Below are 24,468 nucleotides of genomic sequence, written 5' to 3' on the forward strand. Positions count from 1 at the left end.
TCTGGATGCTATCGCAGCGCTGTTTGGTCTCGATTCGGTGGCTGAAGTACTGCACGGGCCGTACGAGTGGCTGGGAGTGAGCTGGACCCCGGAATTCGGACAGAGCGCTAAGTGATGATCTGCTCCACAATGGCCGGACAGGGCCAAGGAGCATTTATGCGACGCAAACGCCGCAATCACTCATCGGCCTTCAAGGCCAAGGTGGCACTGGCTGCCGTTCAAGGCGATCGGACGCTCGCCGAGCTGGCCCAGCAGTTTGATGTGCATCCGAACCAGATCACGCAGTGGAAGCGCCAGCTGGTCGAAGGCGCGTCCGACACGTTCGATAAGGGCCCGTCGGCCTCGGACAGTCAGGCTCAGATCGACGCCTTGCACGCCAAGATCGGCGAGTTGTCGATGGAGAACGATTTTTTGGAGCGCGGGCTCGCGCGCTTCGACCCGAAGCGCGGCGGGCCATGATCGATCGCGGCCATGATCTCCCCGTCACACGCCAATGCGCGATACTCGGCGTCGCCCGTTCGACCGTCTATGATCGGCGTCGATCGATCTCCGGCGCGGATCACACACTGATGCAGCGCATCGACGCGCTGCATCTTGAGCGGCCTTTTCTGGGCAGCCGACGCATCGCGGATGCACTGGCCGAAGAAGACGGCCTGGCGATCAATCGAAAGCGCATACAGCGCCTGATGCGAACGATGGGCATCACGGCCCTGTATCCGAAGCCGCGCTTGTCACAACCGGCGCCCGGGCACCGCATTTATCCGTATCGCCTGCGCGGACTCGCCATCGACCGGCCGAATCAGGTCTGGACGAGCGACATCACGTACTTGTCGATGGCTCGAGGCTTTTTATATCTCGTCGCCGTCATGGACTGGTACTCGCGCAAGGTCCTGGCCTGGCAGGTCTCGAACACGCTCGACGACAGCTTCTGCGTCGATGCGCTACAGCGCGCCCTGGCGCGCTATGGGCCACCTGAGATTTTCAATACGGATCAAGGCAGCCAGTTCACCGGCACAGCCTTCACCGGCGTCCTCCAAGACCATGAGATCGCCATCAGCATGGATGGTCGCGGGCGCTGGATGGACAACGTCTTTATCGAGCGGCTCTGGCGTAGCGTGAAGTATGAAGAGGTCTATCTGAAGGCCTATGACAGCGGGCGCGACGCGCGGGCCGGTCTGGCCGACTACTTCGCCTTCTACAATGCCGAGCGCCATCACCAGAGTCTTGATCGGGCCACGCCCGATCAGGTGTACTTCAACAGACAGCCGCTACCGCAGGCGGACTAACCCGGCAGGTCATCACTTAGAAATTCCTGCGGGCTGTCCAACGGATGGGGTCCAGTTCAGTAATAACTCGAAGATAGACCCATTTATTCGCTATCGAGCTATCGAGCTATCGAGGACAAGTTCCATTGCCTCGCTTGAGACACGAAGCATAGCAATCCGCAAGGTTAAGAGCCGAGAAGTTTGAGCAGTATAGTTTTACAGAGAAATCTTTCCTATCTTCTCTGTCTGTCCATTTGCCTGATACATTTCTAGCTGGTTTGGCCCGAGTATAGTTACTAAGACTAGGGTGTAATCCATGAATGCAATCGAAAAAAATAAAAAATTTCATTGGGTTAAAAGACTGATTGCATGGCGAAGCTATGTATATACGTTAGCCATATTCGCCGGCTTACTCGTTCTATTTTTTGTAGCTACGTATTCGGCATGCGATTGCGAAAGATCGTCGCCAGGAGGAAACGGGGAGCGGCTACAAGCGATCCTGCTAGGAGGTATCGTCTTGTGGCTCCTTCAAAATATTTTTACATATAGCCTATCTCGATATCATTGCGTCAGGTTATTAAAGGCGGACATTGATGGGCGCTGGCTCGGTGCCCAATTAGCAGCGGAGCACTTGGATCAATGGGTCGAGAAAAATAAAAATAAGACGCGGAACTACGAAACGCTTTTAATTGCGCGCGAAAATCATTTGGTATATCCCAGTCTCCAAGGACCGCTGCGCTTAGCTCTATGGGGAGGTGAAATTCCAGCGGTTCGGTATTTTTACCAATGCATGGAAGAAGTGGAATTACGCGCCGGCATTATAGCGGACCATTACAAGGATCTGGATTTAACTGGTGCCGGATATGAAAATAAAAATAAAAATAGAATATTTAAAGAAATCAAAAGCAATAAGGAGCGTATTACTGGTATCATTGGCGCGTGGTCAAAGGTCTATGACGAATCTGAGAAAAGTGTCGGCTATATCAGGAAGGTTGTTGCGAGATGGGTAACTGATGAGGACTCTGCAAAAAAAGACGGGGTTACACAAAAAAATCTCGCCAGAAAATTAGTCGCTAATCGCTTCCCGGCATACTTTGTTCTGCTCTTTATTCCAGTTTGGTTCACAGTGACTGTCGCTTGGGTCTACTGGCATAATTTGCAATGTTCGAAAACTAGCGGGTTTTTTGTTTGCATTTCGGCGTTTTTTATAATCGTATCCGGTATCGTTATGATTCTATTTATTTATGAATTGAATAAGAAACAAAAGTTTCAGTCGGATGTTCGCAAAGAAATCATCAGTAAAAAAGTGAAGACGCCGGCGGCCCAGCAGTAGATTAGGTTCGTTCGTTGCTGTGTGTTCAGTTTCAAAGGACGGCCCGCAACTCATCGGCGTACTGACTCGCCTGGCTGGCGGGTACGCGCCACTTAAACCGTAGGCACTGAGCCGCCTCCCATGGTGTATTCCACTCGCGGTATCGAAGCGGCGCGCCGTGAAACTAAAAAATGCGATGCACATAACCCTTGCGGGTCCCTATCAGTCAACGTAGTTGTCGCCTCAACGCAAACAGAAGGTGACGGGTTCTCCCCCGTTAATGCGGGCACTTCAAAGAAGGCTCATCATGGGGCCGAACAAGGAGTGTTTATGCCACGCAAGAAGTACAGCGCCGAATTCAAGGCCGAAGCCGTCGAACTGGTGCGATCGTCATCAAGCAGCGCGAGCACGGTCGCCCGCGATCTCGGACTGAGCCCGACGATGCTCAACCGTTGGTGCCGCGAGACCCGGCGCTCGCCGAAGCCGAGCTTTCAGGGCACCGGCACGCCGCGTGATCAGGAGCTGGCCCGCCTTAAACGCGAACTCGCACAGGTCAAGAAGGAACGCGATTTTTTGCGCGACGCGGCAACGTACTTCGCCAAGGAATCGTCGTGAGGTACGCGACGATCCAACGTTGTCGCTCTGATTATCCCGTCCAGCTGATGTGCCGTTGCCTGAAAGTCTCGACCAGTGGCTTTTATGCCTGGGCGAGCCGATCGCCCAGTGCTCGGGCTCGTGCCAACGCCCGGCTGACCGAGAAGATTCACACGCTGCATCGCGACAGCGACGGTGTGTACGGCGCCCCGCGGATCACCGAAACGCTGCAGTTCGAAGGCGAGACTGTCAGTCGCAATCGGGTGGCCCGGCTCATGGCGATCCAGGGACTGCAAGGCATCCCGCAACGGCGGCGTTGTCGGGCCAAGCCTTCCGGCGTTCGTCCGGCTCATGTCCGCAACCACCTCGAGCGCGACTTCGTCGCGCTGGAACCCAACACGAAATGGGTAACCGACATCACCTATATTCGTACCGCCGAAGCCTGGTTATACCTGTGCGTCGTCGTCGACCTCTATAACAAGGCCGTGGTCGGCTGGTCGATGAGCACCCGCCAGACCCGGGATCTCGTACTCAAGGCCGTGTTGATGGCGCTCTGGCAGCGTGAGGCGTACGACGAGCCGGTCGTGTTGCACTCGGATAGTAAGAATACAGCTATCCGATTTCTCCAGATGGCTTGACTCGCACAGCGATCGACCGATTCTGGACAATCGGATGCCGTAAGGGTCCCCGGATGACCTGACCCGCACTCTGATCGACCTGTCGTGTCTTTCCACGGACCTGTCGGTCATCCGGGGATGCTTTGCGGTGAGGCTTCGCCTCGCCGACGCATGTGACCCGAGAAGGGCCTGAGCACTGTCCCGTTACTGTCTTGTCCAGGCGACCGGTTGAAGTGAAGCCATGTCCTTGCGTTTCGCGTTCAACCGGAGCACGCCATGAACAAGTCTGTCACGGACGACCAGCCTATTGTAGGCGGCGTCGATACACATAAGGAACAGCATGTGGCCGCCGTGGTCGATGCCCATGATCGCGTGCTGGACAGCGGCTTCTTTGCCGCCACACGGCACGGTTACAAGCAGATGGTGCGCTGGATGCGCACGTTCGGATCAGTCGAGCGTATTGGCGTGGAATCGACCGGTTCCTATGGCGCCGGTCTGCTCCGTTATCTCAACCAGGCCGGGCTCGACGTGCTCGAGGTCACGACGCCCGACAAGACCGATCGGCGCAAGCGCGGCAAGAACGATACGATTGATGCCGAGAGTGCTGCTCATGCGGCATTTGCCGGCATACGCACCGTCACGCCGAAGACACGCGATGGCATGATCGAGTCTATACGGGTCCTCAGAACGGGCCGCAAGACAGCCATCTCAGCGCGCCGTGTGGCGCTTCAAATGATCCAGATGAACATCGTCAGTGCGCCGGACGAACTGCGAGAGTTGATACGGCACATGACGCGGATGCGGCTGATCCGGACGCTGGCCGCCTGGCGCCCCGATCTGACGGGCTACCGAGACGTCACCACAGCCTACCGGATCACGCTGAAATCACTGGCCCGCCGGTATATCGAGCTGGATGACGAGATCGCCGACTACGATGCCATGATCAAGATGCTCGTCGATGAACTGGCGCCCGATCTGATCGCCCGCCGGGCGATCGGCTACAACTCCGCGTCTCAGCTGCTGATCACGGCCGGCGACAATCCGGAACGACTCCGCTCTGAGGCGAGCTTCGCAGCCCTATGCGGCGTGAGTCCTATCCCCGCATCATCGGGCAAAACGCATCGGCATCGGCTCAATCGCGGCGGCGACCGGGCGGCCAACAGCGCCTTGCATATCATCGCCATCGGACGACTAAGAACCGAGGAGCGCACACGCGTCTATGTCGACAAACGCATCGCCGAAGGCCACTCCAAGCTCGAAGCCATCCGATGCTTGAAGCGCTATATCGCCCGCGAGGTCTATCGGTTGCTGCGGGATCGCAATCAGGCAATCAATCAGGCACAAATTACCGCTTGACTCTTAGAAGGGCGTCCGCGGTACGCAATTTACGAGCGACGACTACCAACGCTTTCTACGCGGCCACCACCTGATCTGCAGCATGAGCGCGGTCGGCCACTGCGGTGACAATGCCGCGGCCGAAGGCTTCTTCGGCATGCTCAAGCGAGAGCGCGTGAACCGGCGCCGTTACCAGACGTTGGCCGAAGCTCGAACTGATGTCTTCGATTACATCGAGCGCTTCCATAATCCGCGTATCCGAAAACGGATGGCGGCTGAGGACCAGAAGTATCCGTTAACCTTTTCTCAACCGTCCGCGGAAACGGCGTAGAACCCATCCCAGGGCTACTCAGAAGGATAGGGTCGCTGAAACCTGAGGTCGAGACGGTCAGCTGTAACGGCGAGGGACAAGCCCGATCGCGAGGATGTCCAGGCGCGACTCCATCCGCTGACGCATCACATAACCTCTCCGTTCCATGGCCGCCGAGCCAAGACTCTCGATCGTATGTGCGTTGGCAGACAGATTGAGTTTGTGCCGGCGTGTATTCATGGCCTCACAGGCGGTCCCGGTCGGCGATTGGCTGCTGCTGCTGACGAACTCGCAAGCGGGCTGCTGCAAGGCGCCATCGTGATGAGGTGACAACAGGCCCGACACGCGTCGAGCAGTGGTAGATAACTTGTCCAGCGCCGATGGTCCGTACCTAATTCGGTGCGGGGCGGGAGTCGCCTCGGGTTTGGCAACACAACACGGATGATGGCTATGGATGACCGCAAAGCGTGCCAGCGAAGCAAGCAGGGTAACGGGTGTTGTGCTGTTATTCATAAGCACTATGCGCTTGTTGTCAGGCGGATAGAATGATTCGCGGCCGCCCATTCAAGCTCAAGACCTTGTCCAGAGTGGCCGGTGTTATGCGCGGCCGCGGTGTGGCTAGCGAAGATGCGGATGTAGATGCCACGCCATTGCACGCGGAGTTGTTCAGTGTTGAGCAGATGGCCCGGCACGGCCAAGCGCTGGCCGGGTTGCATGTATTGGGCAATGGGCGGCTGATCGACCCTTTGCTGAGGCGGTTGGACGACAACGAGCGGGTGCTGATCGCGACCTGCCGCGTGCTCACTACAGCGACGGCTTCACGGCTGCGGATCGCGCCGGCCGGTGAATGGATGCTCGACAATCTGTACCTGATCGAGGAACAGATCCGTATCGCTCGTCGGCATCTGCCGCGTGATTACAGCCGCGAACTGCCGCGCCTGGCGAACGGTCCTTCCAAGGGGCTGCCGCGGGTTTACGATCTCGCGCTCGAGGTCATCGCTCATGGGGATGGCCGGGTAGATTCTGAACTGCTCAGCGGCTTCCTGGCGGCCTACCAGACGGTTACGGCGCTCACGCTCGGTGAGCTGTGGGCGATTCCGATCATGTTGCGCCTTGCGTTGATCGAGAATCTGCGTCGCGTCGCGGCCCGCACCAGCGCTGCGCGCCTGCAACTGAACCAGGCCCAGGCCTGGGCCGACCAGATGATGGCGATTGCCGAGAAAGATCCGAAGAGCCTGGTTCTGGTGATCGCCGACATGGCGCGCTCGAACCCGCCCATGACCAGCCCGTTCGTGGCTGAACTCGTGCGTTGTCTGCAGGGCCACGGGCCGGCACTCGCGCTGCCGCTGACCTGGGTTGCACAGCGCCTGGCTGAATCGAGCGAGACCATCGACCGGCTCGTGAGCACAGAGAACCAGCAGCGGGCCGGCGACCAGGTCTCGATCAGCAATACCATTACCAGCCTGCGTTTTCTGGGGGCCGAGGACTGGCGCACCTTCGTCGAGACCCACAGCGTGGTCGAGCGGATCCTGCTCACGGACCCGGCCGACTGCTACGCGGCTATGGATTTCGCGACCCGGGATCTTTATCGACAGGTGGTTGATCGGCTGGCCAAGCGCAGCGACCTTTCCGAGAGCGAGGTTGCGCGCTCGGCGATCCGACTGGCCGAGAATGCCGGCAATGGCGCGAATCACGATGCGCCGATCCGCCATATCGGTTTTTATCTGGTCGACGCCGGCATCGATCAATTGGAAGATGCAATTGAGGCTCGACAGACGCTGCTGGCGCGCGTGGGCCGCCATGTCGGCCGCGCCCGCGTACCGCTGTATCTCGGCTCGATCGCCTTGATGACGCTCATCTTCAGCGCTGGCCTGCTGGCGCTGGCTGACAACGGTCGGCCGATGGGGTGGCTGCTGGTGTTGCTCGGCTTGATCGCGCTGCTGGCTACAAGCCAGCTCGCCTCGGCCGTGTCCAACTGGTCGGCGACGGCGATGATCATGCCCAAGCGGTTGCCGCGGATGGATTTCTCGGCCGGGTTGCCGCAATCGCTGCGCACTCTGGTGGTGGTGCCGAGCATGCTCGGCAACAGCGAAGGGGTGGAGTCGCTGCTTGAGGCGTTGGAGGTTCGTTTTCTCGGCAACCGCGACGCCGTGGTGCATTTCGCACTGCTCACCGATTCGAAAGATGCTGATGTCGAGACCGCGCCGGAGGACTCTGCTCTGCTGGAACAGGCGCGGGTCGGCATCGAGACGCTCAACGCCAAATACCCGGGCATGGGTTGCGACCGTTTTTTCCTGTTTCACCGGCCGCGTGTCTGGAACGACGCAGAGCAGTGCTGGATGGGGCGCGAACGCAAGCGCGGCAAGCTGGCCGATCTGAATGCGGCGCTTAGAGGGCAGGGCTGGCAGGCGTTTTCCTGCGTGACGGGCGACGTCGACACGCTGACCGCGGTGCAGTACGTGATTACGCTGGATACCGATACCCAGCTGCCGCGCGATGCGGCGCGCGAACTGGTCGGCACTATGGCGCATCCGCTCAACCGCCCGCGCTATGACGAGGGCCGGCAACGTGTCCGTGCTGGCTACGGAATCCTGCAACCGCGCATGGCAGCAAGCCTGTCGGCCACGAGTCGTTCCCACTATGGCGCTCTGTTCGGCAGCGAACCGGGCATCGATCCGTATACGCGCTCGGCCTCGGATGTGTATCAGGATCTGTTCGGCGAGGGCTCGTTCATCGGCAAGGGCATCTACGATGTCGATGCCTTCGAGACCACGCTCAAGGGCCGTTTTCCGGATAACCGCATTCTCAGCCATGATCTGCTGGAAGGGTGTCACGCCCGCTCCGGATTGATCAGCGACGTGCACTTGTACGAAGCCTATCCGACGCGCTATGCCGCGGATGTCGGCCGGCGGGCGCGCTGGATTCGCGGGGACTGGCAGATCCTGCAGTGGCTGATGCCCTGGGTGCCGCGCGCCGATCACGGCTTCCAGCGCAACCTGTTGCCGTCCTTGTCGCGCTGGAAGATCGCCGACAACCTGCGTCGCAGTGTGGTGCCGGCAGCCCTGGTGGCGTTGCTGGTGTTCGGCTGGTGGTGGGTGCCGCAGACGGCGGCCTGGACGTTGGCGGTGCTGGGGATCCTGCTATTGCCGACGGCGTTGATCAGTGTTGTCGCGGCGGTGCGCCGTCCCGAGGACATCCCGTGGCGCCAGCATCTGGCTGCTGTGCTGATGGTGGCACGACATAGTTTTGCCCAGGCCGGTTTCACGATTGCCTGTCTGCCGTATGAGGCGTTTTTCAGTCTCGACGCCATTGCGCGCAGCCTCTGGCGGATGCTGATCAGCGGCCGTGGTCTATTGGAATGGCGGGTCTCGGGTGGGCCGGATGACGACCACTTGCCCGATGTCCGGACGACCTATCGCGTGATGTGGGCTGGCCCGGCCGTGAGCGTGATTGCAGCATCCGGCATCGTGCTGTTCCAGCCGTGGGCCGGGTTCGCGGCGGCGCCGGTACTGCTGCTGTGGTTGTTGGGTCCGGCGCTGGCCTGGTGGGTCAGTCAGCCGCTTCGACGGGCCGATCCGCACCTGAGTGATGAGCAAACGCTGTTCCTGCGCCGCACGGCCCGCAACAGCTGGATGTTCTTCGAGCACTTCGTGACTGCCGAAGACCATTGGCTACCGCCCGACAATTTTCAGGAGGAGCCGGGGCCCGTGATCGCCCACCGTACCTCGCCGACCAACATCGGGCTGGCGCTGCTGGCTAATCTGGCGGCCCGCGATTTTGGTTATATCACCGCGGGCACGCTGCTCGATCGCACTGCCGATACCTTCGCCACGATGAACCAACTGGAGCGTTACCAGGGCCATTTCTACAACTGGTACGACACCCAGTCGCTACAGCCGTTGCCGCCGCGTTATGTGTCATCGGTCGACAGCGGCAATCTCGCCGGCCATCTGCTCACGTTGCGCGCGGCTCTGGAAGCGCTGCCCGATGAGCCGGTTGTCGAGCCGCGCCTGTTGGAGGGACTGGCAGATACGCTCGCGATGCTGGTACAGGCCGCGCCGGAATCACTGCAGGACGACGTCGCCTGGCTGGATGCCCTGCTGGCACCCACCGGACGCGCCTGGCCGACCACGCTGTCCGGCATCTGGGACCGGCTGAACCCGCTGAGCAAGGCGGCCATCGATCTGGAAGATCGCCTGGACGGCGCGGTGCCCGAGGCGACGCGGGCGACGCTGGCGGCGCTGCTGCGACAAACCCGTGCTGCGCTCGCGGAGCTCGATCGCTTTGCGCCGTGGCTGGGCCTGCCCGAGCCCCCGGGGCCTCTGCAAGGCTTCCTCGATCTGGATGCGATCTACACGCTCCGGGCGCTCACCGCGAGCAGTGTCGAGCTGGTCGCCCGGGTCGATGCGCGTATCAACCTCTGTTCGCCGGCGGACTACGATGCGTGGGTGTGGCTGCACGATCTGCGGGGGGCCATCGTCACCGCGGGACAGCGCGCGAACGCGCGTATCGATCGCTGCGGGCTGCTGGCCGGGCAAGCGGGCGCCTTCGCCAGCATGAACTATGCGTTTCTTTACGATCACACACGTCACCTGCTGGCGATCGGCTATAACGTCGACGATTTCCGCTGTGATGCCAGCGTCTACGATCTATTGGCCTCCGAGTCCCGATTGTGTTGTTTCGTAGCGATTGCGCAGGGGCAGCTACCGCAGGAGGCCTGGTTCGCGCTGGGCCGTCTGTTGACGACTGCCGCCGGGTCACGCGTGCTGCTGTCCTGGACCGGCTCGATGTTCGAGTATCTGATGCCGCTGCTCGCCATGCCCTCCTATGACGGCACGCTGCTCGACCAGACCTATCGCGCCGCCGTGTCGCGACAGATCGCCTACGGCAAGCAGCGCGCGATGCCCTGGGGGGTCTCGGAGTCCGGCTATGGCAGCCTCGATGCCAGCCAGAACTATCGTTATCAGGCCTTTGGCGTGCCGGGTCTCGGCCTCAAGCCCGGCCTCGCCGAGGACGCGGTGGTAGCACCTTATGCCTCGGCGCTGGCGTTGCTGATCGCGCCCGAGGCGGCCTGTGCCAACCTGCAACGACTGGCGGACGACGGTCTGGAAGGCCGCTACGGTTTCTACGAGGCTATTGATTACACGCCCACCCGATTGCTCGCTAGCCAATCGAGCGTGGTGGTGCGCTCGTTCATGGCGCATCACCAGGGCATGAGTCTGCTGGCGCTGGGTTCGCTGCTGCTGGGCCCTCGCATGCAGCAACGTTTCGCATCCGATCCGCTGTGCCAGGCGACTCTGCTGCTGCTGCAGGAGCGTAGTCCCAAGACGCCGATCGTGCATACCCACGTCGGGCAACTGGCGCGCCAGAGCGTGCTTGATGAAGTAGCGGCTGTGCCACTGTGTCTGCCGATCGGCGCACATACACCGACCCCGGAGGTGCAGTTGCTGTCCAATGGTCGGTATCAGGTGATGATGACCAATGCCGGCGGCGGCTACAGCCGCTGGAAGGATCTGGCCATCAGCCGCTGGCGCGAGGACGTCACGCGCGATGACTGGGGCACCTTTGTCTATCTTCGGGATGTCGACAGCGGCGCGGTCTGGTCGGCCACCCATCAGCCGACCCGGGCGCCGGCGACGGCCTATGAGGCGATGTTCTCCGAAGGGCGCGCTGAATACCGGCGTCGGGATCACGACATCGAGACTTATACCGAGATCGTGGTCTCGCCGGAGGATGATATCGAGCTGCGCCGGATCCGCCTGACCAACGGGTCGCGCATGCCGCGCACGATCGAGATCACCAGCTACGCTGAAGTGGTGCTGGCGTCACAGGCGTCCGACATGACCCAGCCGGGCTTCGGCAATCTGTTCGTACAGACCGAGCTCGTCGAATCCCAACGCGCGATCCTGTGTACCCGACGCCCACGCGCGCCCGAGGAAGCCACGCCGTGGATGTTCCACCTGATGGCGGCCAACAGCACGATACTGGACACGGTCTCCTGCGAAACCGATCGCATGCGTTTCATTGGCCGAGGTCGAGATCTGGTCGCGCCGGCGGCCATGGACGCGGCCGGGCCCTTGTCGGGGACCGTGGGCTCCGTGCTCGACCCGATCGTGTCGATTCGGGCTCGGATCGTGCTCGCGCCGGAGCAGTCGGCCACAGTCGATCTCGTCAGTGGCGCGGCCGACGACCGGGCTGCCTGCATGGCGCTCGTCGGTAAATATCAGGATCGACATTTCGCCGACCGAGTGCGCGATATCGCCGCGACCCATAGCGGCGTGACGCTGCGCCAGATCAATGCCAGCGAGGTCGATGCCCAGCTCTACCGGCGTCTGGCCGGCTCGGTGATCTATGCCAACGCCCGCCTGCGCGCCGATGCGGGCTTGCTGGCGCAGAACCGGCGCGGCCAGTCGGGCCTTTGGGGCTATGCCATCTCGGGCGATCTGCCGATCGTGCTGCTCAAGATATCCAGCAGCGAGCACATCGAGCTGGCCCGCCAGCTGATCCAGTGCCATGCGTATTGGCGGCTGAAGGGCCTGATGGTCGATCTGGTGGTCTGGAACGAGGAACACGTCGGCTATCGCCAGAGCCTGCAGGACGCCATCATGGGTCTGATTGCGACCGGCACAGAAGCCAGCGCGGTCGACCGGCCCGGTGGCATCTTCGTACGCCAGGCCGAGCAGATCTCGCACGAGGACCGCATTCTGCTGCAGGCAGTCGCTCGAGTGATCGTCATCGACGGGCATGGCAGCCTGGCGGACCAGATCGAACGGCGGCCGTTCGTGGCCAAGCGCGGCGACCGTCTGGTACCGGCCCGCTGGAGTCGCGCCACGACGCCGATGCGGCGGCGCGTCGTCGCCGATGCGGCGCGCGACCGACTCATCCTAGGCAACGATCTCGGGGGGTTTTCGGCGAGCGGGCGGGAATACGTCATCACCAGCCGCGCCGAGCACCGGACGCCGGCGCCCTGGGTCAATGTGCTGGCGAATCCGGTATTCGGCACGGTGATGAGCGAGAGCGGGCCAGCCTATACGTGGCATGAAAACGCCCACGAGTACCGGCTCACGCCCTGGAGCAACGACGCTGTCGGCGCGTCCGCCGGCGAGGCGTTCTATCTGCGCGACGAGGACAGCGGCGCGTACTGGTCGCCGACCGCGCTGCCCAGCCCCGACGGTCTGGGCTATCGTTGTCGTCACGGTTTCGGCTATACGGTGTACGAGCACGACGCTCAGGGCCTGCGCTCGCAGCTCTGGGTGTACGTCGATCGCCATGCGGCGGTGAAGTTCTCGGTGCTCAAGGTACGCAATACCTCGGGTCGTCGACGGCGGCTGTCGGCGACCGCCTACGTGGAATGGGTGCTGGGTGATCTGAGATCCAAGTCCGCGATGCATCTGGTGACCGAAATCGATCCGGCCAGCGGTGCGCTGTTCGCACGCAATGCCTACAACACCGATTTCGCCGGTCGGATCGCATTCATCGACGCCGACGCGCCCGGTCGTACGCTCACCGGCGATCGAACCGCCTTCATCGGGCGTAACCGCGGGCTCGCCCAGCCCGATGCGATGAGCCGCAGGCGGCTGTCGGGACGGCTCGGCGCCGGTATGGATCCCTGCGGCGCGATCCAGATCCCCTTTGAGCTGGCGGACGGCGCCAGCCATGAGGTGGTTTTCCGTCTCGGGGCGGCCACCGATATTGATCAGGCCCGCGCACTCGCGCTGAGATTGCGCCAGCCCGGCTCGGCTCGTACCGCGCTGGACGCCGTGCGCCAGTATTGGCGCGCTACGCTCGGTACGGTCCAGGTGCATACGCCGGATCCGGCGATCAACGTCATGGCCAACGGCTGGCTGCTGTATCAGACGCTGGCCTGCCGGGTCTGGGCACGCAGTGGCTATTACCAGTCGGGCGGAGCCTACGGTTTCCGTGACCAGTTGCAGGACGGCATGGCGTTGGTGCATGCCGCGCCCGACGTCGTTCGTGCGCATCTGCTGCGGGCCGCCGAGCACCAGTATCCCGAAGGCGACGTGCAGCACTGGTGGCATCCGCCGGTCGGTCGCGGCGTGCGCACGCGGTGCTCGGACGATTATTTGTGGCTGCCGGCGTCCGTTTGCCGCTACGTCCGCAGCACCGGCGATCGCGCCGTGCTCGACGAGGACCTGCATTTTCTGGAAGGTCGGCCTTTGGAGGCGGAGGAGGAGTCTTACTACGAACTGCCGGGCCGCTCGGAGGCGAGTGCGACGTTGTATGCGCACTGTGTTCGGGCCATCGAACACGGCCTCCGCCTGGGCGAGCATGGCTTGCCGCTGATGGGGTCGGGCGACTGGAACGACGGCATGAACCTGGTCGGCATCAAAGGCCAGGGTGAAAGCGTATGGCTGGCGTTTTTCCTCTACGACGTCCTTCGGAACTTTGCGGCGCTGGCCGCCGACTACGGCGATGCGGCATTTTCCGAACGCTGCATCACCCAGGCTCGGCAGTTGCGCGTGCAGATCCATCACCACGCCTGGGATGGCGAGTGGTACCAGCGCGCCTGGTTCGACGACGGTACGCCGCTGGGATCGAAGACAAATGTCGAATGCACGATCGACTCGATTGCCCAGAGCTGGTCGGTGCTCTCCGGAGCCGGCGAGTCTGAACGTTCGCGCCGCGCGATGGACGCGGTCGATGTGCGACTCGTGCGCCGCGGCTCGGAAAGCGGTGATGGCCTGATCCAACTGCTTGATCCGCCGTTCGATACCACCCCCATGAACCCCGGTTATATCAAGGGCTATGTGCCCGGGGTGCGCGAAAACGGCGGTCAGTACACGCATGCGGCGGTGTGGGCCGCCATGGCCTTCGCCCGACTGGGCGACAGCCGTCGCGCCTGGGAGCTGATGGCGATCATCAACCCCGTGAACCACGCGGTGTCTGCCGCCGGCGTGGCGATCTACAAGACCGAGCCCTATGCACTGGCCGCCGATGTCTATGCACTCGCGCCGCACACCGGGCGCGGCGGTTGGACCTGGTATACCGGTTCGGCTGGCTGGGCCTATCGGCTGATCGTGGAGTCGCTGCTGGGGCTGCGGCGCACGGCCGATCATCTGCAGATCGTGCCCTGTATTCCCGACGAATGGCGCAGCTATGCGCTCGACTATAGCTACGGCGCCACGGTTTATCACATCGAAGTCACCCAGACCCTGATCGCGGCGGGCGCATCCACGCAGCGACTGTTGCTGGACGGCGTCGAGCAGGGCGCGGCGGGCGTTGCGCTGGTCGACGACAGCCAAGCCCATACGGTCGAAGTGAGTCTGCGTACAGTCGGGGCAGACGGGATCGACATCAGCGGGGGGCGATCGCCCCAGTTGCTGCTTTGCCACGACCGGCCCACGGCGACGCAGGCCGAGGCCGACGACCACTATCTCGACGAGCCTGCCGCATGAACCGTGATACCCGACCCTCGCGCCGGTCGTATCGCGGCGCTGCTCGACCCCGTCACCGGAGATGACTATGACTGCTATCAATCGTTTACGAAGCCTCGGCCAGAGTCTCTGGCTGGATGGCGTCGGCCGGGGAATGCTCGACGACGGTCGCCTGCAGACCCTGATCGACGACTTCTCGATCACCGGCCTGGCGTCGATGCCCACCCGGGTCGACGGTTTCAGCGGTGCGATCGACGTCGACGATATCGAGCATCGAATACCGTCGACGGCCGGGTTGCACGGCGAGGCGCTGCTCAGGACGCTGGTGCTGGATGACGCGCGGGCCGCAGCCGACCTGTTCCGGCCGCTGTTCGAGGCAAGTGCCGGCGCCGAAGGTTGGGCGTCGCTGGCGGTCTCGCCGAAGGTGGTCGCGGATACGCCGCGTCTGGTCGCAGCGGTCACCGAATGCCATGCCCGCGCCGAGCGGCCGAATCTATTGATCGAGATCCCCGGAACGGCGGCCGGTATGCCAGCGATCGAAGCAGCGATCTTCGCCGGCGTGCCGGTCCGCATCACGCTGCTGTGCTCGCGCGCGCAATATCTCGCGGCCGCCCAAGCCTACATGAATGGTATCGAGCGCCGACTGGCCGCGGGTCTCGATGCCAACGTGGCATCCATTGCGTCGTTGGTCGTCAGCCCCTGGGACAGCGCCCTGCGTCTCGGCCTCCCGGCCGATGTACGCCAGAAGGTCGCTGCGCCCACGACGCGTAGCACCTACTATCGGCGCTATCGGGAAGCGGGGGTGGATTCACAGGTCGCGGCGGTTACCGCGATGCACTTTGACTGGGATCAGCCCAACGAGCGCACGGAAATTCCGCAGGACCTACATGATCGGGTCGGGACGGCAGTGGCTCAGCGCAGTTACCGAGCGTATCGCAAGTTGCGTGATTCCCGCCGATGGCGGCGGCTTGCGGCGGCCGGAGCGCCCCCGCAGCGGCTGCTCTGGTCGGATACCGCCAGCCTGGATCCATTCGCCTCCGATACGTTGTATGTCGACGCGCTGGCGGCCCCTGGGACCATCAATGGCGTGACCGAGAAAACGGTGCGCGCCTTTGCCGACCATGGGCAGTTGCGCGGCGCCATCGCACACCACAGCGAGGACGGCGAAATCGTGCTCGCGCGTTGTACCCGCGCCGGAATCAATCTCGACGCAATGGCCGGCATGCTGCAGCGCGATCGCCTTCAGAGCGCCGCGACTTCGTGGGACGCACTCCTGCAGGCGCTCACGCAGCGGCACGTTACCATCGCGCAGGCAACCGCATGAGCGCATCAATCGATCCGCAGGGCAGGCAACCGATCGGCGCGGCAGCGCCGGTCGACGCGATGGCCCTTTTCGGGCTCTATCTGCATTTGCGGCCGGATCCGGCGGTTGCCGCCCGGCGGGCGACCTTCGGCGCATCGGGGCAACCGGTCGTGTGGCTGCAATCCGGGCCGAGGCCCGGCAGATCGTTGATGGCGCGCCGGCGGGCCGCGCGCTAGCTGGATGACTGCGATGGCGACGACGGTATGGGTCTATTACGACCTGGGCATGCTCGGCCATAACCCACACGGCTGGGATCCGGAGCATCCCGAATGGACCGACGCGGTCAAGGCGATGATCGCGCTGCAATATCCGGACGCAAGCCTGGAGACCTACAGCCACCCGGAACGACCCGAGCGCCTGACCGCGATCGTCGATCGGCTGCTGCTGGAGCCCATCGACGGCGTGCGCTGGGTGCTGCCGGCCGCCGCCACTGCCCGCCAGCTCGAACAGGCCCATGACGCGGCGTATGTGGCCCATATCCAGTCGCTGGACGGTCAATCGGGCTGGCTGGCGCAGGATACGACTGCAGTATCGCCGGGTAGCGTGGTGGCGGCCGGCCTGGCGGCGGGTTCGGGCATCAGCGCGCTCGAGGCCGTGGCGGCCGGTGACGCCCGGCGGGCGTTTTGTATCGTGCGCCCGCCCGGCCATCATGCGCCGGCCGATCGTGCGATGGGCTTCTGTCTGTACAACAACATCGCGGTCGCGGCTGCACATGCTCGCACCACGCTCGGCTATGAACGGGTGCTGATCTGGGACTGGGACATGCATCACGGCAACGGCACCCAGGCCATTTTCTATGACGATCCCAACGTGCTGGTGATCGACAGCCACTGCGCGGCGCCGTTCTACCCGGGCACCGGTCTGCTGGCGGAGACCGGTGCCGGACCCGGCATGGGCACCAACCTCAACGTGCCGCTGCCCGTGGGTATTGGCAACGCCGCACTGCTGGACGTGTTCGCGAAGGTGGTGAGCCCGGCGGCGCGCGCGTTCGGTCCCGATGTTCTGCTGGTATCCGCCGGCTTCGATTGTCACTACCTCGATATGACCTGCGCCATGGACGAGACTGGCTATGCCGCCATCACACAGGGCATGTGCGCCTTGGCCGACGAGCTCTGCGACGGCCGTCTGGTGATGCTGCTCGAAGGCGGCTACAACGCCAAGGCGCTGGCCGACAGCGCATATGCGGCGATCGAAGTGCTGGCGGGGCATCCGGTGGCTGCGATCAATGTTCTGCCCGATGACCCGGGCTGCGCGGCCGTGGCCGAGGCCGCGGCGTTCCATGCCGAGTCCATCGTCGCGCTGGCGCGCTAGCAGGCAGGCGTTTACCGACCCGAGCGCGGCGATCACCGTAAGCCAGCGTGGGTTAGCGCACGGACGCCGACTGCTGGCCGGCGCATCGTCGAGTACGTCCTCCACTGCGCGATGGAAGCCCTCGTCATGAACCCGATCACTCTATTCTGCGTTGCACTCTGTATTGCCGCCGCCGCCGCGGCGGGCTTCTGGGTCAGCCCGTATCTGGCCGGCGTCTTCGTCCTGGCCGCGGTGGTCGTCGCGCTGTCGCTGAAGATGGCCAACGTCTGGCAGAAGTTCGTCATCCTGCGCATGGGTAAGCTGCAGAGCGTCCGTGGGGAAGGGCTATTCGCCATCATTCCGGTGATGGACACGGTTGTGGCCGTCATCGATCAGCGCATTCAGACCACCGGCTTCAACGCCGAACAGGCGCTGACCCGAGACACGGTGCCGGTCAATGTCGATGCCATCATCTTCTGGCACGTGCATGACGCCGAAAAGGCCGCGCTGGCGATCACCAACTACCGCCAGGCCATCGACCAGGTCGCCCAGACCTCGCTGCGCGAGATGATCGGTTCGTCGATGCTCGCCGCGCTACTGTCCGACCGCAAGGACGCCGATGAACAGCTCAAGCTCGAGATCGGCGCCAAGACCGCGCCGTGGGGTATTACCGTGAGCTCGGTTGAGATTCGCGATGTCGCGATTCCCGAAGCCCTGCAGGACGCCATGTCCCGCCAGGCCCAGGCCGAGCGCGAGAAACAGGCGCGCGTGATTCTGGGCTCGGCCGAGGCTGCGATCGCCGGCAAGTTCGTCGAGGCTGCCCAGACCTATGCGGGGCATCCGCAGGCGCTGCAGCTGCGCGCCATGAACATCATCTACGAGACCACCAAGGAACGTGGTGCGACGATTCTTATCCCTAGCGCCATGGTCGACAGCCTCAATCCGTCGTCGGCCACGCTGGCCTTCGCGCTCGCTGGTCAGGCCGTGCCCAATCCGGATGCTGAGGCGCAGCCCCCGCTCCAGCCGGCTGCCGCGGCCTGATATCCGTCGGCCCGCGAGGTCTCTCGGGAGGGGCCGGGCGCCGGAGTGAAGTCGGTCGGGCTTTTAGCCGCCAGCGGTGAATTTTGATGGGTAGATCTGCCGTCGAGGGCGCGATTCTCACCGTTAATGGTGGTTCGTCTAGCATTCGTTTCGCGCTTTTTGCACGGGGCGAACCGCCATTGCTGACGCTACGCGGCAAGATCGAGCGTATCGGTAAGGCCGGGGCCACGCTGTCGTTCACGGACACGGCGACCAACGAATCGGGCGAGACGGCGCTCGACGGCGCCGGGCATGGCGCCGCGGTGGCAGCACTCGTCGACTGGCTTGAACAACGCGGCGCCCTCGATGGCATCGCGGGGGTTGGCCATCGCGTGGTGCAGGGGCTCCAGCACGCCGAACCGGCCTGCATCACGCCCGCATTGCACGCCGAGCTCGAACGCTTGCGCCCGCGTGACCCCGAGCACATGTCGCGCGAGCTCGAACTGATCGAGGCATTCGGCAAACGACTGTCGGACTGTCCTCAGATCGCCTGTTTCGATACCGCGTTTCATCGCCACATGCCACGAGTGGCCACCCAGATCGCGCTGCCGCGCCGCTTTGAGGCGCTCGGCGTACAGCGCTACGGATTTCACGGTCTGTCCTATGCCTACCTGATCCAGGAGCTGGCGCGACTGGGCGACCCGGCGGCCACCCGTGGGCGCGTGATTCTGGCCCATATGGGCAGCGGCGCGAGCATAGCCGCGGTGCGTGCTGGCATCGGCGTCGATACCAGCATGGGATTCACACCGGCCGCCGGCCTACCCATGGGGACGCGGTCCGGTGATCTCGACCCCGGTCTGGTGCGTTTTCTCGCGGACGAAGCGGCGATAACGCCCGCGCAGTTCGACCACATCGTCAACCACGAATCCGGTCTGCTCGGGCTGTCCGAGACCAGCGGCGATATCCGCGATCTGCTGGCCAGCGAGGCGGATGACCCGCGAGCCGCGGAGGCAATCGCCCTGTTCTGCTATCAGGCAAAGAAGACGATCGGTGCCTACGCCGCGGCGCTCGGCGGGCTGGATACGCTGGTCTTCGCTGGGGGTATCGGTGAGAACGCACCCGTCATCCGCGATCGCATCTGTGACGGGCTGGATTTTCTAGGCATCACGATCGACCCGATGCAGAACGCGGCCGGTGCCGCACTGATTTCTCGCCAATCGGCCCGCGTCACTATACGCGTCATCGCCACCGACGAAGAACAGATGATCGCGGCCCTGGTGTCTCGTGTACTGGGCCCGGTCTGATCCGTGGCGACGGCTTCTGTGACCGGGCATTGAAGCGGTGATTGGCTCGGGCAATATCAGCCCTCTCGACTGGTTCGCCGACCATGTTCTAAACAGTCCCTACGCGACGCGTTTGCAGGGGACGCGTTTGCAAGGTATGCCGTGCAGGGCCCGCGCCGTTCTGAAAGACACCAGTCGACGTTCCTGCTCGTCCCATAGCACCAGCGGCACACAGCGCAGGCTTTGCCAGAGCGTAATGCGGCCAACCGCGCGTAGTTCGGGATGGTCGCGCAGCACTTCCGCCAGCCGATAGGAGGGCACCCGGCTGCATAGGTGATGGACATGGTGCACGCCAATATTGGCCGTGAACCAGCGCAGGACAGGCGGCAGGTCGTAGTGCGAGCTGCCGTGCAGCGCGGCGTCGTGAAAACGCCAGTCCGATTCCCGCTCCCAATAAGTGGTCTCGAACTGGTGCTGGACATAGAACAGCCAGACGCCATAGGTCGCGGCGACAAGCGTGATCGGCACTTGCACCAGCAGGAACGGCACGAGTCCGATGCACCAGATCAAAAGGCCAGCCAACGCGATGATCGCCACGTTGGTGCCCTGGGTACTCAACCACGGCATCCAGCCCGCGCGCATGAAACCCACCGGCAAACGGTTGTGGACGATGAACAGATAGGCCGGGCCGAGGCCGAACAGCACCAGCGGATGCCGGTACAGTCGATAACGGAGTTGCTGCCCGCGCGACAGGGCCCTGAATTCGCGCACGCTGAGCGTGTCGATGCCGCCAAAATCCTCGCGATCGAGATTACCTGCGGCGGCATGATGCATGGCGTGGGTATGCCGCCAGAAATCGTAGGGCGTGAGCGTCAATACGCCGATGGCGCGGCCGAGCCAGTGATTGGCGCCCCTAGAAGCAAAGAACGAGCCGTGGCCACAGTCATGCTGGATCATGAACAGCCGCACCAGAAAGCCCGCGGCGGGCACGGCCAACAACAAACCGAGCCAGTAGCCGTGGTCCACCGCCGCCCACATCAAGCACCAGATGCCGGCGAACGGGATTAGCGTGATCATCACTTCCAGTACGCTGCGCCTGGCGCTGGGCTCGCGGTATCCGGCCAGTATGCGGACCCATGATTGCGGTTTAACCGTGCTCTGATCGTGGGTGAATTCTGGTTCCATTACAGACTCATGCCCGGACCGGCGGTCCATGGCGTATATCGGAAGCTTTTAACAACAGGCTTCTGGGGCTATCGCGGGGATATCATCCAGGCTGCGATCTTTCGCTCGGTGTGTTTTTCCCGGAGATGTGTCCGGGACGTTCCGGCTGCCTGCTGAACAGCACCGCCCTCATTTTCCCAGCACGAAATCGCACCGTCGTCAGATCCTGCAGGCAAACGGGTGCGTCGCCGGGTCGCCTCGGTCTCGTTGACCAACGGGATGGTCATTATTATGTGCCTTGAATAGCGGTGGTGTTGTCTATCAGTGTCTGCCGCCGTGTCCGGCGTGTCTGTGCGCCAGGCAACACGGTTGAGCGTCGCGGGGATCGCACCGGCCGTCGCGCGCGGAGTCTGGTGCAGTTCATCGGCTGTGTCAGCCTTTGTGATCGAATGCCCGGTCTGCGGCGCCGAGAACATACGCAGCTCGGCGAGTGTTTCTGTGCGTGTTCATGCGGGTCGTGCCTGAGTTTGATCGATTTCGGCGCCCATCGGCTGCAAGGCCAGCGGCCCGGATGAACGACCTGCTGCAGAGATCACGGCGAGCGGACACTGGATCGGGCCACCCGATAGCGGTGGCACGGAGTTGTCCGGTCGTTATCGCCTGAGCCACCCGCGCTGCAGCCATGTGGGCCAGCGCGGCCGAGGGGTTCGGCGACAAGCCTGTGCGGCTTTTCTGATCGCTTCGGCCTGAGTGGGGTAGGCATGAATCACGCCTGCCATGGTGTCCAGACCGATGCCGGCCACGATCGCAAGCGACAGGTCGTTGATCATTTCGCCTGCGTGTCGCGCCACGATGGTGGCGCCCAGGATGGTGTCGGTGCCTTCGCGGACATGGATTTTAACAAACCCTTCCTCCCCGCCGTCGACGATTGCGCGATCGACCTCGTGCATCGGTACCGTGAAGGTCTTTATCGGGATACCACGCTCGCGTGCCTCGCGGACATACAGACCGACATGGGCAATTTCCGGGTCGGTATAGGTACACCAGGGAGTCGTCAGGGCACTCACGCGCCGGCGCTGCCGACACAGCGCATTGTGGACGGCGATTTGCGCCGAGGCATGGGCGGTATCGACAAACTGGTGTTGCATGCAGACGTCGCCAGCCGCGAAGATTCGTCGATTGCTGGTGCGCAGGAAGTCATCCACCCGGATGCCGGCCGTTGTGTCGAAAACGACCCCGGCTGCTTCGAGGTCCAGTCCAGCCACGGCGGGCACGCGACCGATGCCGGTCAATACCGTGTCGGCGGTGAGGGTTGTCACGTCGCCGTCGTTGACTGTTTCGATGACCTTCCGGCCGTTGTCCATGCGGACATTGATGGCGGTGGTATTCAGATGAATCTCGACGCCGTCCTGAGCCAGCGCGGCGCTGAGCAGCTGGGCGGCATCGCGTTCTTCCCGGGGCAGGAACAGCGGTTCGTCGTGGACGATGATGGTGTGCGAGCCGAAGCGGCAGAAAGCCTGGGCGAGCTCGCATCCCACCGGGCCGCCGCCGATTACCAGCAGGCTGGCGGGTAGTTCGGTTAGATCGAACACGGTTTCGTTGGTCAGGTAGCCGGCTTCGGTCAGCCCCGGAAGGGTCGGCAGCAACGACCGCGAGCCGGTGGCGATGAGCGCTTTCTTGAACGTCAGCCGGGTGCCATCGAGATCGATGGCATCGTCGCTGACGAAACGCGCCGCACCGAAAAACAGGTCGATGCCCAGGGCGGCAACGCTCGCTGCGGAATTGAGATGGCCCAGACGCGCGCGGATGCGACGCATACGTTCCATCGCGAGTGGGAAATCGACGTCGACGTGTGCCGGGGCGCGTGCGCCGTAGTGAGCGGCATCGCGCATCTCTGCGTATAGACGCGAGGTTCTGATCAGCGCCTGTGCCGACACCGAGCCGTAGTTCAGCGAAACGCCGCCCAGCAGATGACTTTCGACCAGCGCGACGCGAGCGCCGAGGGCTGCCGCGCTGCGTGCCGCAGTCAGCCCGGCAGGCCCGGCGCCGATGACCAGCCAGTCGTAGGGCAGGCGGGGCCGCGGGTTGCGCCAGTCGGCCGGCCGAGCGTGGGCGCAGAGTTCCTGATCTGAGGTGCTCGCGCAGGGATAGTCGAGCGCAGGGCCGACTGACTTCATGGCTTGGCCGGTTCGGAGTGCTTCAACCAACCGCCACGAAAGCCGGCGCGGCGCAGGCCGGCTCGAATGCAGGGCAGATTTCGTGTCAGGCGCCAGGGCAGCCCGGACCGGTAGTTTTCGATCATCAACACGATCATGCCCTGGTCTAGACCAAACAGATCGGTCGTGGTCCAGGCTTTCGCGGGGGTGTCTCCGAGCGTGGCATTGAAGCCGCTGGCACGGATCAGATCGACGCCGTGTGCAACACCGTCCGCCTGAAGCGCACGCAACGCCGGCAGAACGATCTCGGGCGCGAAGACCAGCGACGAGGCGGTCGCCGAACCGGCAATCGTGCCGTCGTCGAGGCCGAAGGGCACACCACGCGCGGCATAGCCATAGAAGAACTGCTCGCGCCCGGCCACCTGTCGGGCATCGCCGCTAGGGCCGTCGCCGGCCGACAAGCCCCAATGCTCGGCGTCGTAGCCGGCGAAGCTCTTTGGATTGTGGATCGCATACTCGCGCTGGATATAGGTCGCGCGCCGGCTGTTCTCGAAATAATCGCAGTTCTTCTCGCGCATGAAGTCATCGCGGATGCCGCGGAAATCGATCCAGGCTTGCGAGAACTGGTGAATGAACAGCGGCCCGGCGTACAGGAAATCGTAGCCGTACAGATGTTCCCATTGGTAGGTCATCGTCCAGGCGCGAAAACTCTGTTCGGTCAGCGCATGGGTGGGTGAGCCCAGCCCCAGCGCGTAGAGCAGCAGCGCCTCGCTGTAACCTTCCCAGCCGTAGTGGAGGAAACCGCATTCCGGCTTCCAGCCCTGCATGACGGTGTCGCCGTCGTCCTGCATCCAGCGCCAGTCGACCCGCTCGTAGAGGGCGTTGGCCAGCTGGCGGAGTTCGGTTTCGTCGCGCGTGTCGGCGTCGAAGTAGGCCGCAGCGCTCAGCATGCCGGCGATCAGGAGGGTTGTATCGATCGGCGAGAGTTCGCAATGCCAGACGCGGGTGCCGAGCTGCATATCCAGAAAGTGGAAGTAGAAACCATGAAAACCGCTGGCAGTGGCGCTGCCCGACTGATCGCAGGCCATGAAGAAACGAAGGCTAGCGAGCGTGCGCTGTACCGCCTCGGCGCGCTCGATCCAGCCGTGTTCGACCCCGATGGGTAATGCCGACAGGGCAAAACCAACCACCGCGATACTGCACGGCGCGTCGTCGCGCGTGGTGTCGGCGACCAGGCCGTTGTCGCGGTTGACGCATTGCAGGAAATAATCGAATGCCGTGCGTTGCAGGCGGTCGAGCATCGCGCCGTCGGAGGTGGCGCCGGCAGCGATGGCGGCCGGGTCGGGCGCCGTGGCAGAGTGCGT

The 24,468-nt window shown here is 63.2% G+C and carries 12 protein-coding genes and 2 pseudogenes; 10 read left to right on the forward strand and 4 right to left on the reverse strand.

Features of this window, described 5'->3' with window-relative positions:
* Positions 1 to 129 precede the first annotated feature (129 nt).
* The 5 genes and pseudogenes from ACS8YF_RS12965 to ACS8YF_RS12985 all read left to right on the forward strand — a co-directional run.
* Positions 130 to 1,286 (forward strand): IS3 family transposase gene (locus ACS8YF_RS12965; RefSeq protein ID WP_440850662.1). Its coding sequence is split into 2 segments (ribosomal slippage): positions 130 to 418 and positions 418 to 1,286, totalling 1,158 coding nucleotides; the frame shifts between segments, so codons are not numbered across the junction.
* Positions 1,287 to 1,581: 295 nt separating this feature from the next.
* Positions 1,582 to 2,598 carry a hypothetical protein gene (locus tag ACS8YF_RS12970; RefSeq protein WP_440850622.1) on the forward strand — a complete coding sequence of 339 codons (1,017 nt, stop codon included), beginning with the start codon at positions 1,582 to 1,584 and terminating at the stop codon, positions 2,596 to 2,598.
* 309 nt (positions 2,599 to 2,907) lie between these two features.
* A pseudogene (locus tag ACS8YF_RS12975) lies at positions 2,908 to 3,770 on the forward strand (IS3 family transposase); the annotation flags it as partial.
* 294 nt (positions 3,771 to 4,064) lie between these two features.
* On the forward strand, positions 4,065 to 5,144 hold the full coding sequence (locus ACS8YF_RS12980) for an IS110 family transposase (protein ID WP_440850623.1): 1,080 nt from the start codon (positions 4,065 to 4,067) through the stop codon (positions 5,142 to 5,144).
* Between the two features lie 16 nt (positions 5,145 to 5,160).
* Positions 5,161 to 5,454 (forward strand): annotated as a pseudogene (locus ACS8YF_RS12985) (IS3 family transposase); the annotation flags it as partial.
* A 57-nt stretch (positions 5,455 to 5,511) separates the two neighbouring features.
* Here ACS8YF_RS12985 and ACS8YF_RS12990 read toward each other — a convergent pair.
* The gene (locus ACS8YF_RS12990) at positions 5,512 to 5,946 is read right to left on the reverse strand and encodes a hypothetical protein (RefSeq protein WP_440850624.1); all 435 of its coding nucleotides are present in this window, start codon (positions 5,944 to 5,946) and stop codon (positions 5,512 to 5,514) included.
* A gap of 86 nt (positions 5,947 to 6,032) precedes the next feature.
* Between ACS8YF_RS12990 and ACS8YF_RS12995 the strand changes: the two genes are divergently transcribed.
* The 5 genes from ACS8YF_RS12995 to ACS8YF_RS13015 all read left to right on the forward strand — a co-directional run bounded on the left by ACS8YF_RS12995 (position 6,033) and on the right by ACS8YF_RS13015 (position 19,805).
* Entirely contained in the window at positions 6,033 to 14,849 is an 8,817-nt protein-coding gene (locus ACS8YF_RS12995) for a GH36-type glycosyl hydrolase domain-containing protein (RefSeq protein ID WP_440850663.1), read from the forward strand.
* Positions 14,850 to 14,916: 67 nt separating this feature from the next.
* The gene (locus tag ACS8YF_RS13000) at positions 14,917 to 16,152 is read left to right on the forward strand and encodes a transaldolase family protein (RefSeq protein WP_440850625.1); all 1,236 of its coding nucleotides are present in this window, start codon (positions 14,917 to 14,919) and stop codon (positions 16,150 to 16,152) included.
* A gap of 228 nt (positions 16,153 to 16,380) precedes the next feature.
* Complete coding sequence (locus ACS8YF_RS13005) at positions 16,381 to 17,502, forward strand: histone deacetylase family protein (RefSeq protein ID WP_440850626.1); 1,122 nt, start codon at positions 16,381 to 16,383, stop codon at positions 17,500 to 17,502.
* A 126-nt stretch (positions 17,503 to 17,628) separates the two neighbouring features.
* A complete protein-coding gene (locus ACS8YF_RS13010; RefSeq protein ID WP_440850627.1) occupies positions 17,629 to 18,522 on the forward strand; it encodes a slipin family protein in 894 nt (297 codons plus the stop codon).
* Positions 18,523 to 18,608: 86 nt separating this feature from the next.
* A complete protein-coding gene (locus ACS8YF_RS13015; protein WP_440850628.1) occupies positions 18,609 to 19,805 on the forward strand; it encodes an acetate/propionate family kinase in 1,197 nt (398 codons plus the stop codon).
* A gap of 99 nt (positions 19,806 to 19,904) precedes the next feature.
* Here ACS8YF_RS13015 and ACS8YF_RS13020 read toward each other — a convergent pair whose 3' ends face one another.
* From ACS8YF_RS13020 to ACS8YF_RS13030, 3 genes are all read right to left on the reverse strand, one after another.
* Complete coding sequence (locus ACS8YF_RS13020; protein WP_440850629.1) at positions 19,905 to 20,969, reverse strand: fatty acid desaturase; 1,065 nt, start codon at positions 20,967 to 20,969, stop codon at positions 19,905 to 19,907.
* Between the two features lie 632 nt (positions 20,970 to 21,601).
* Entirely contained in the window at positions 21,602 to 23,125 is a 1,524-nt protein-coding gene (locus ACS8YF_RS13025; protein ID WP_440850630.1) for a mercuric reductase, read from the reverse strand.
* Entirely contained in the window at positions 23,122 to 24,405 is a 1,284-nt protein-coding gene (locus ACS8YF_RS13030) for a glucoamylase family protein (protein ID WP_440850664.1), read from the reverse strand. Before ACS8YF_RS13030 ends, ACS8YF_RS13025 begins: the two co-directional genes overlap by 4 nt.
* Positions 24,406 to 24,468 lie beyond the last annotated feature (63 nt).

Origin of the sequence: Salinisphaera sp. SWV1 (assembly GCF_052044155.1) — a bacterium.
In the GTDB taxonomy this organism is placed as follows: Bacteria; Pseudomonadota; Gammaproteobacteria; order Nevskiales; family Salinisphaeraceae; genus Salinisphaera.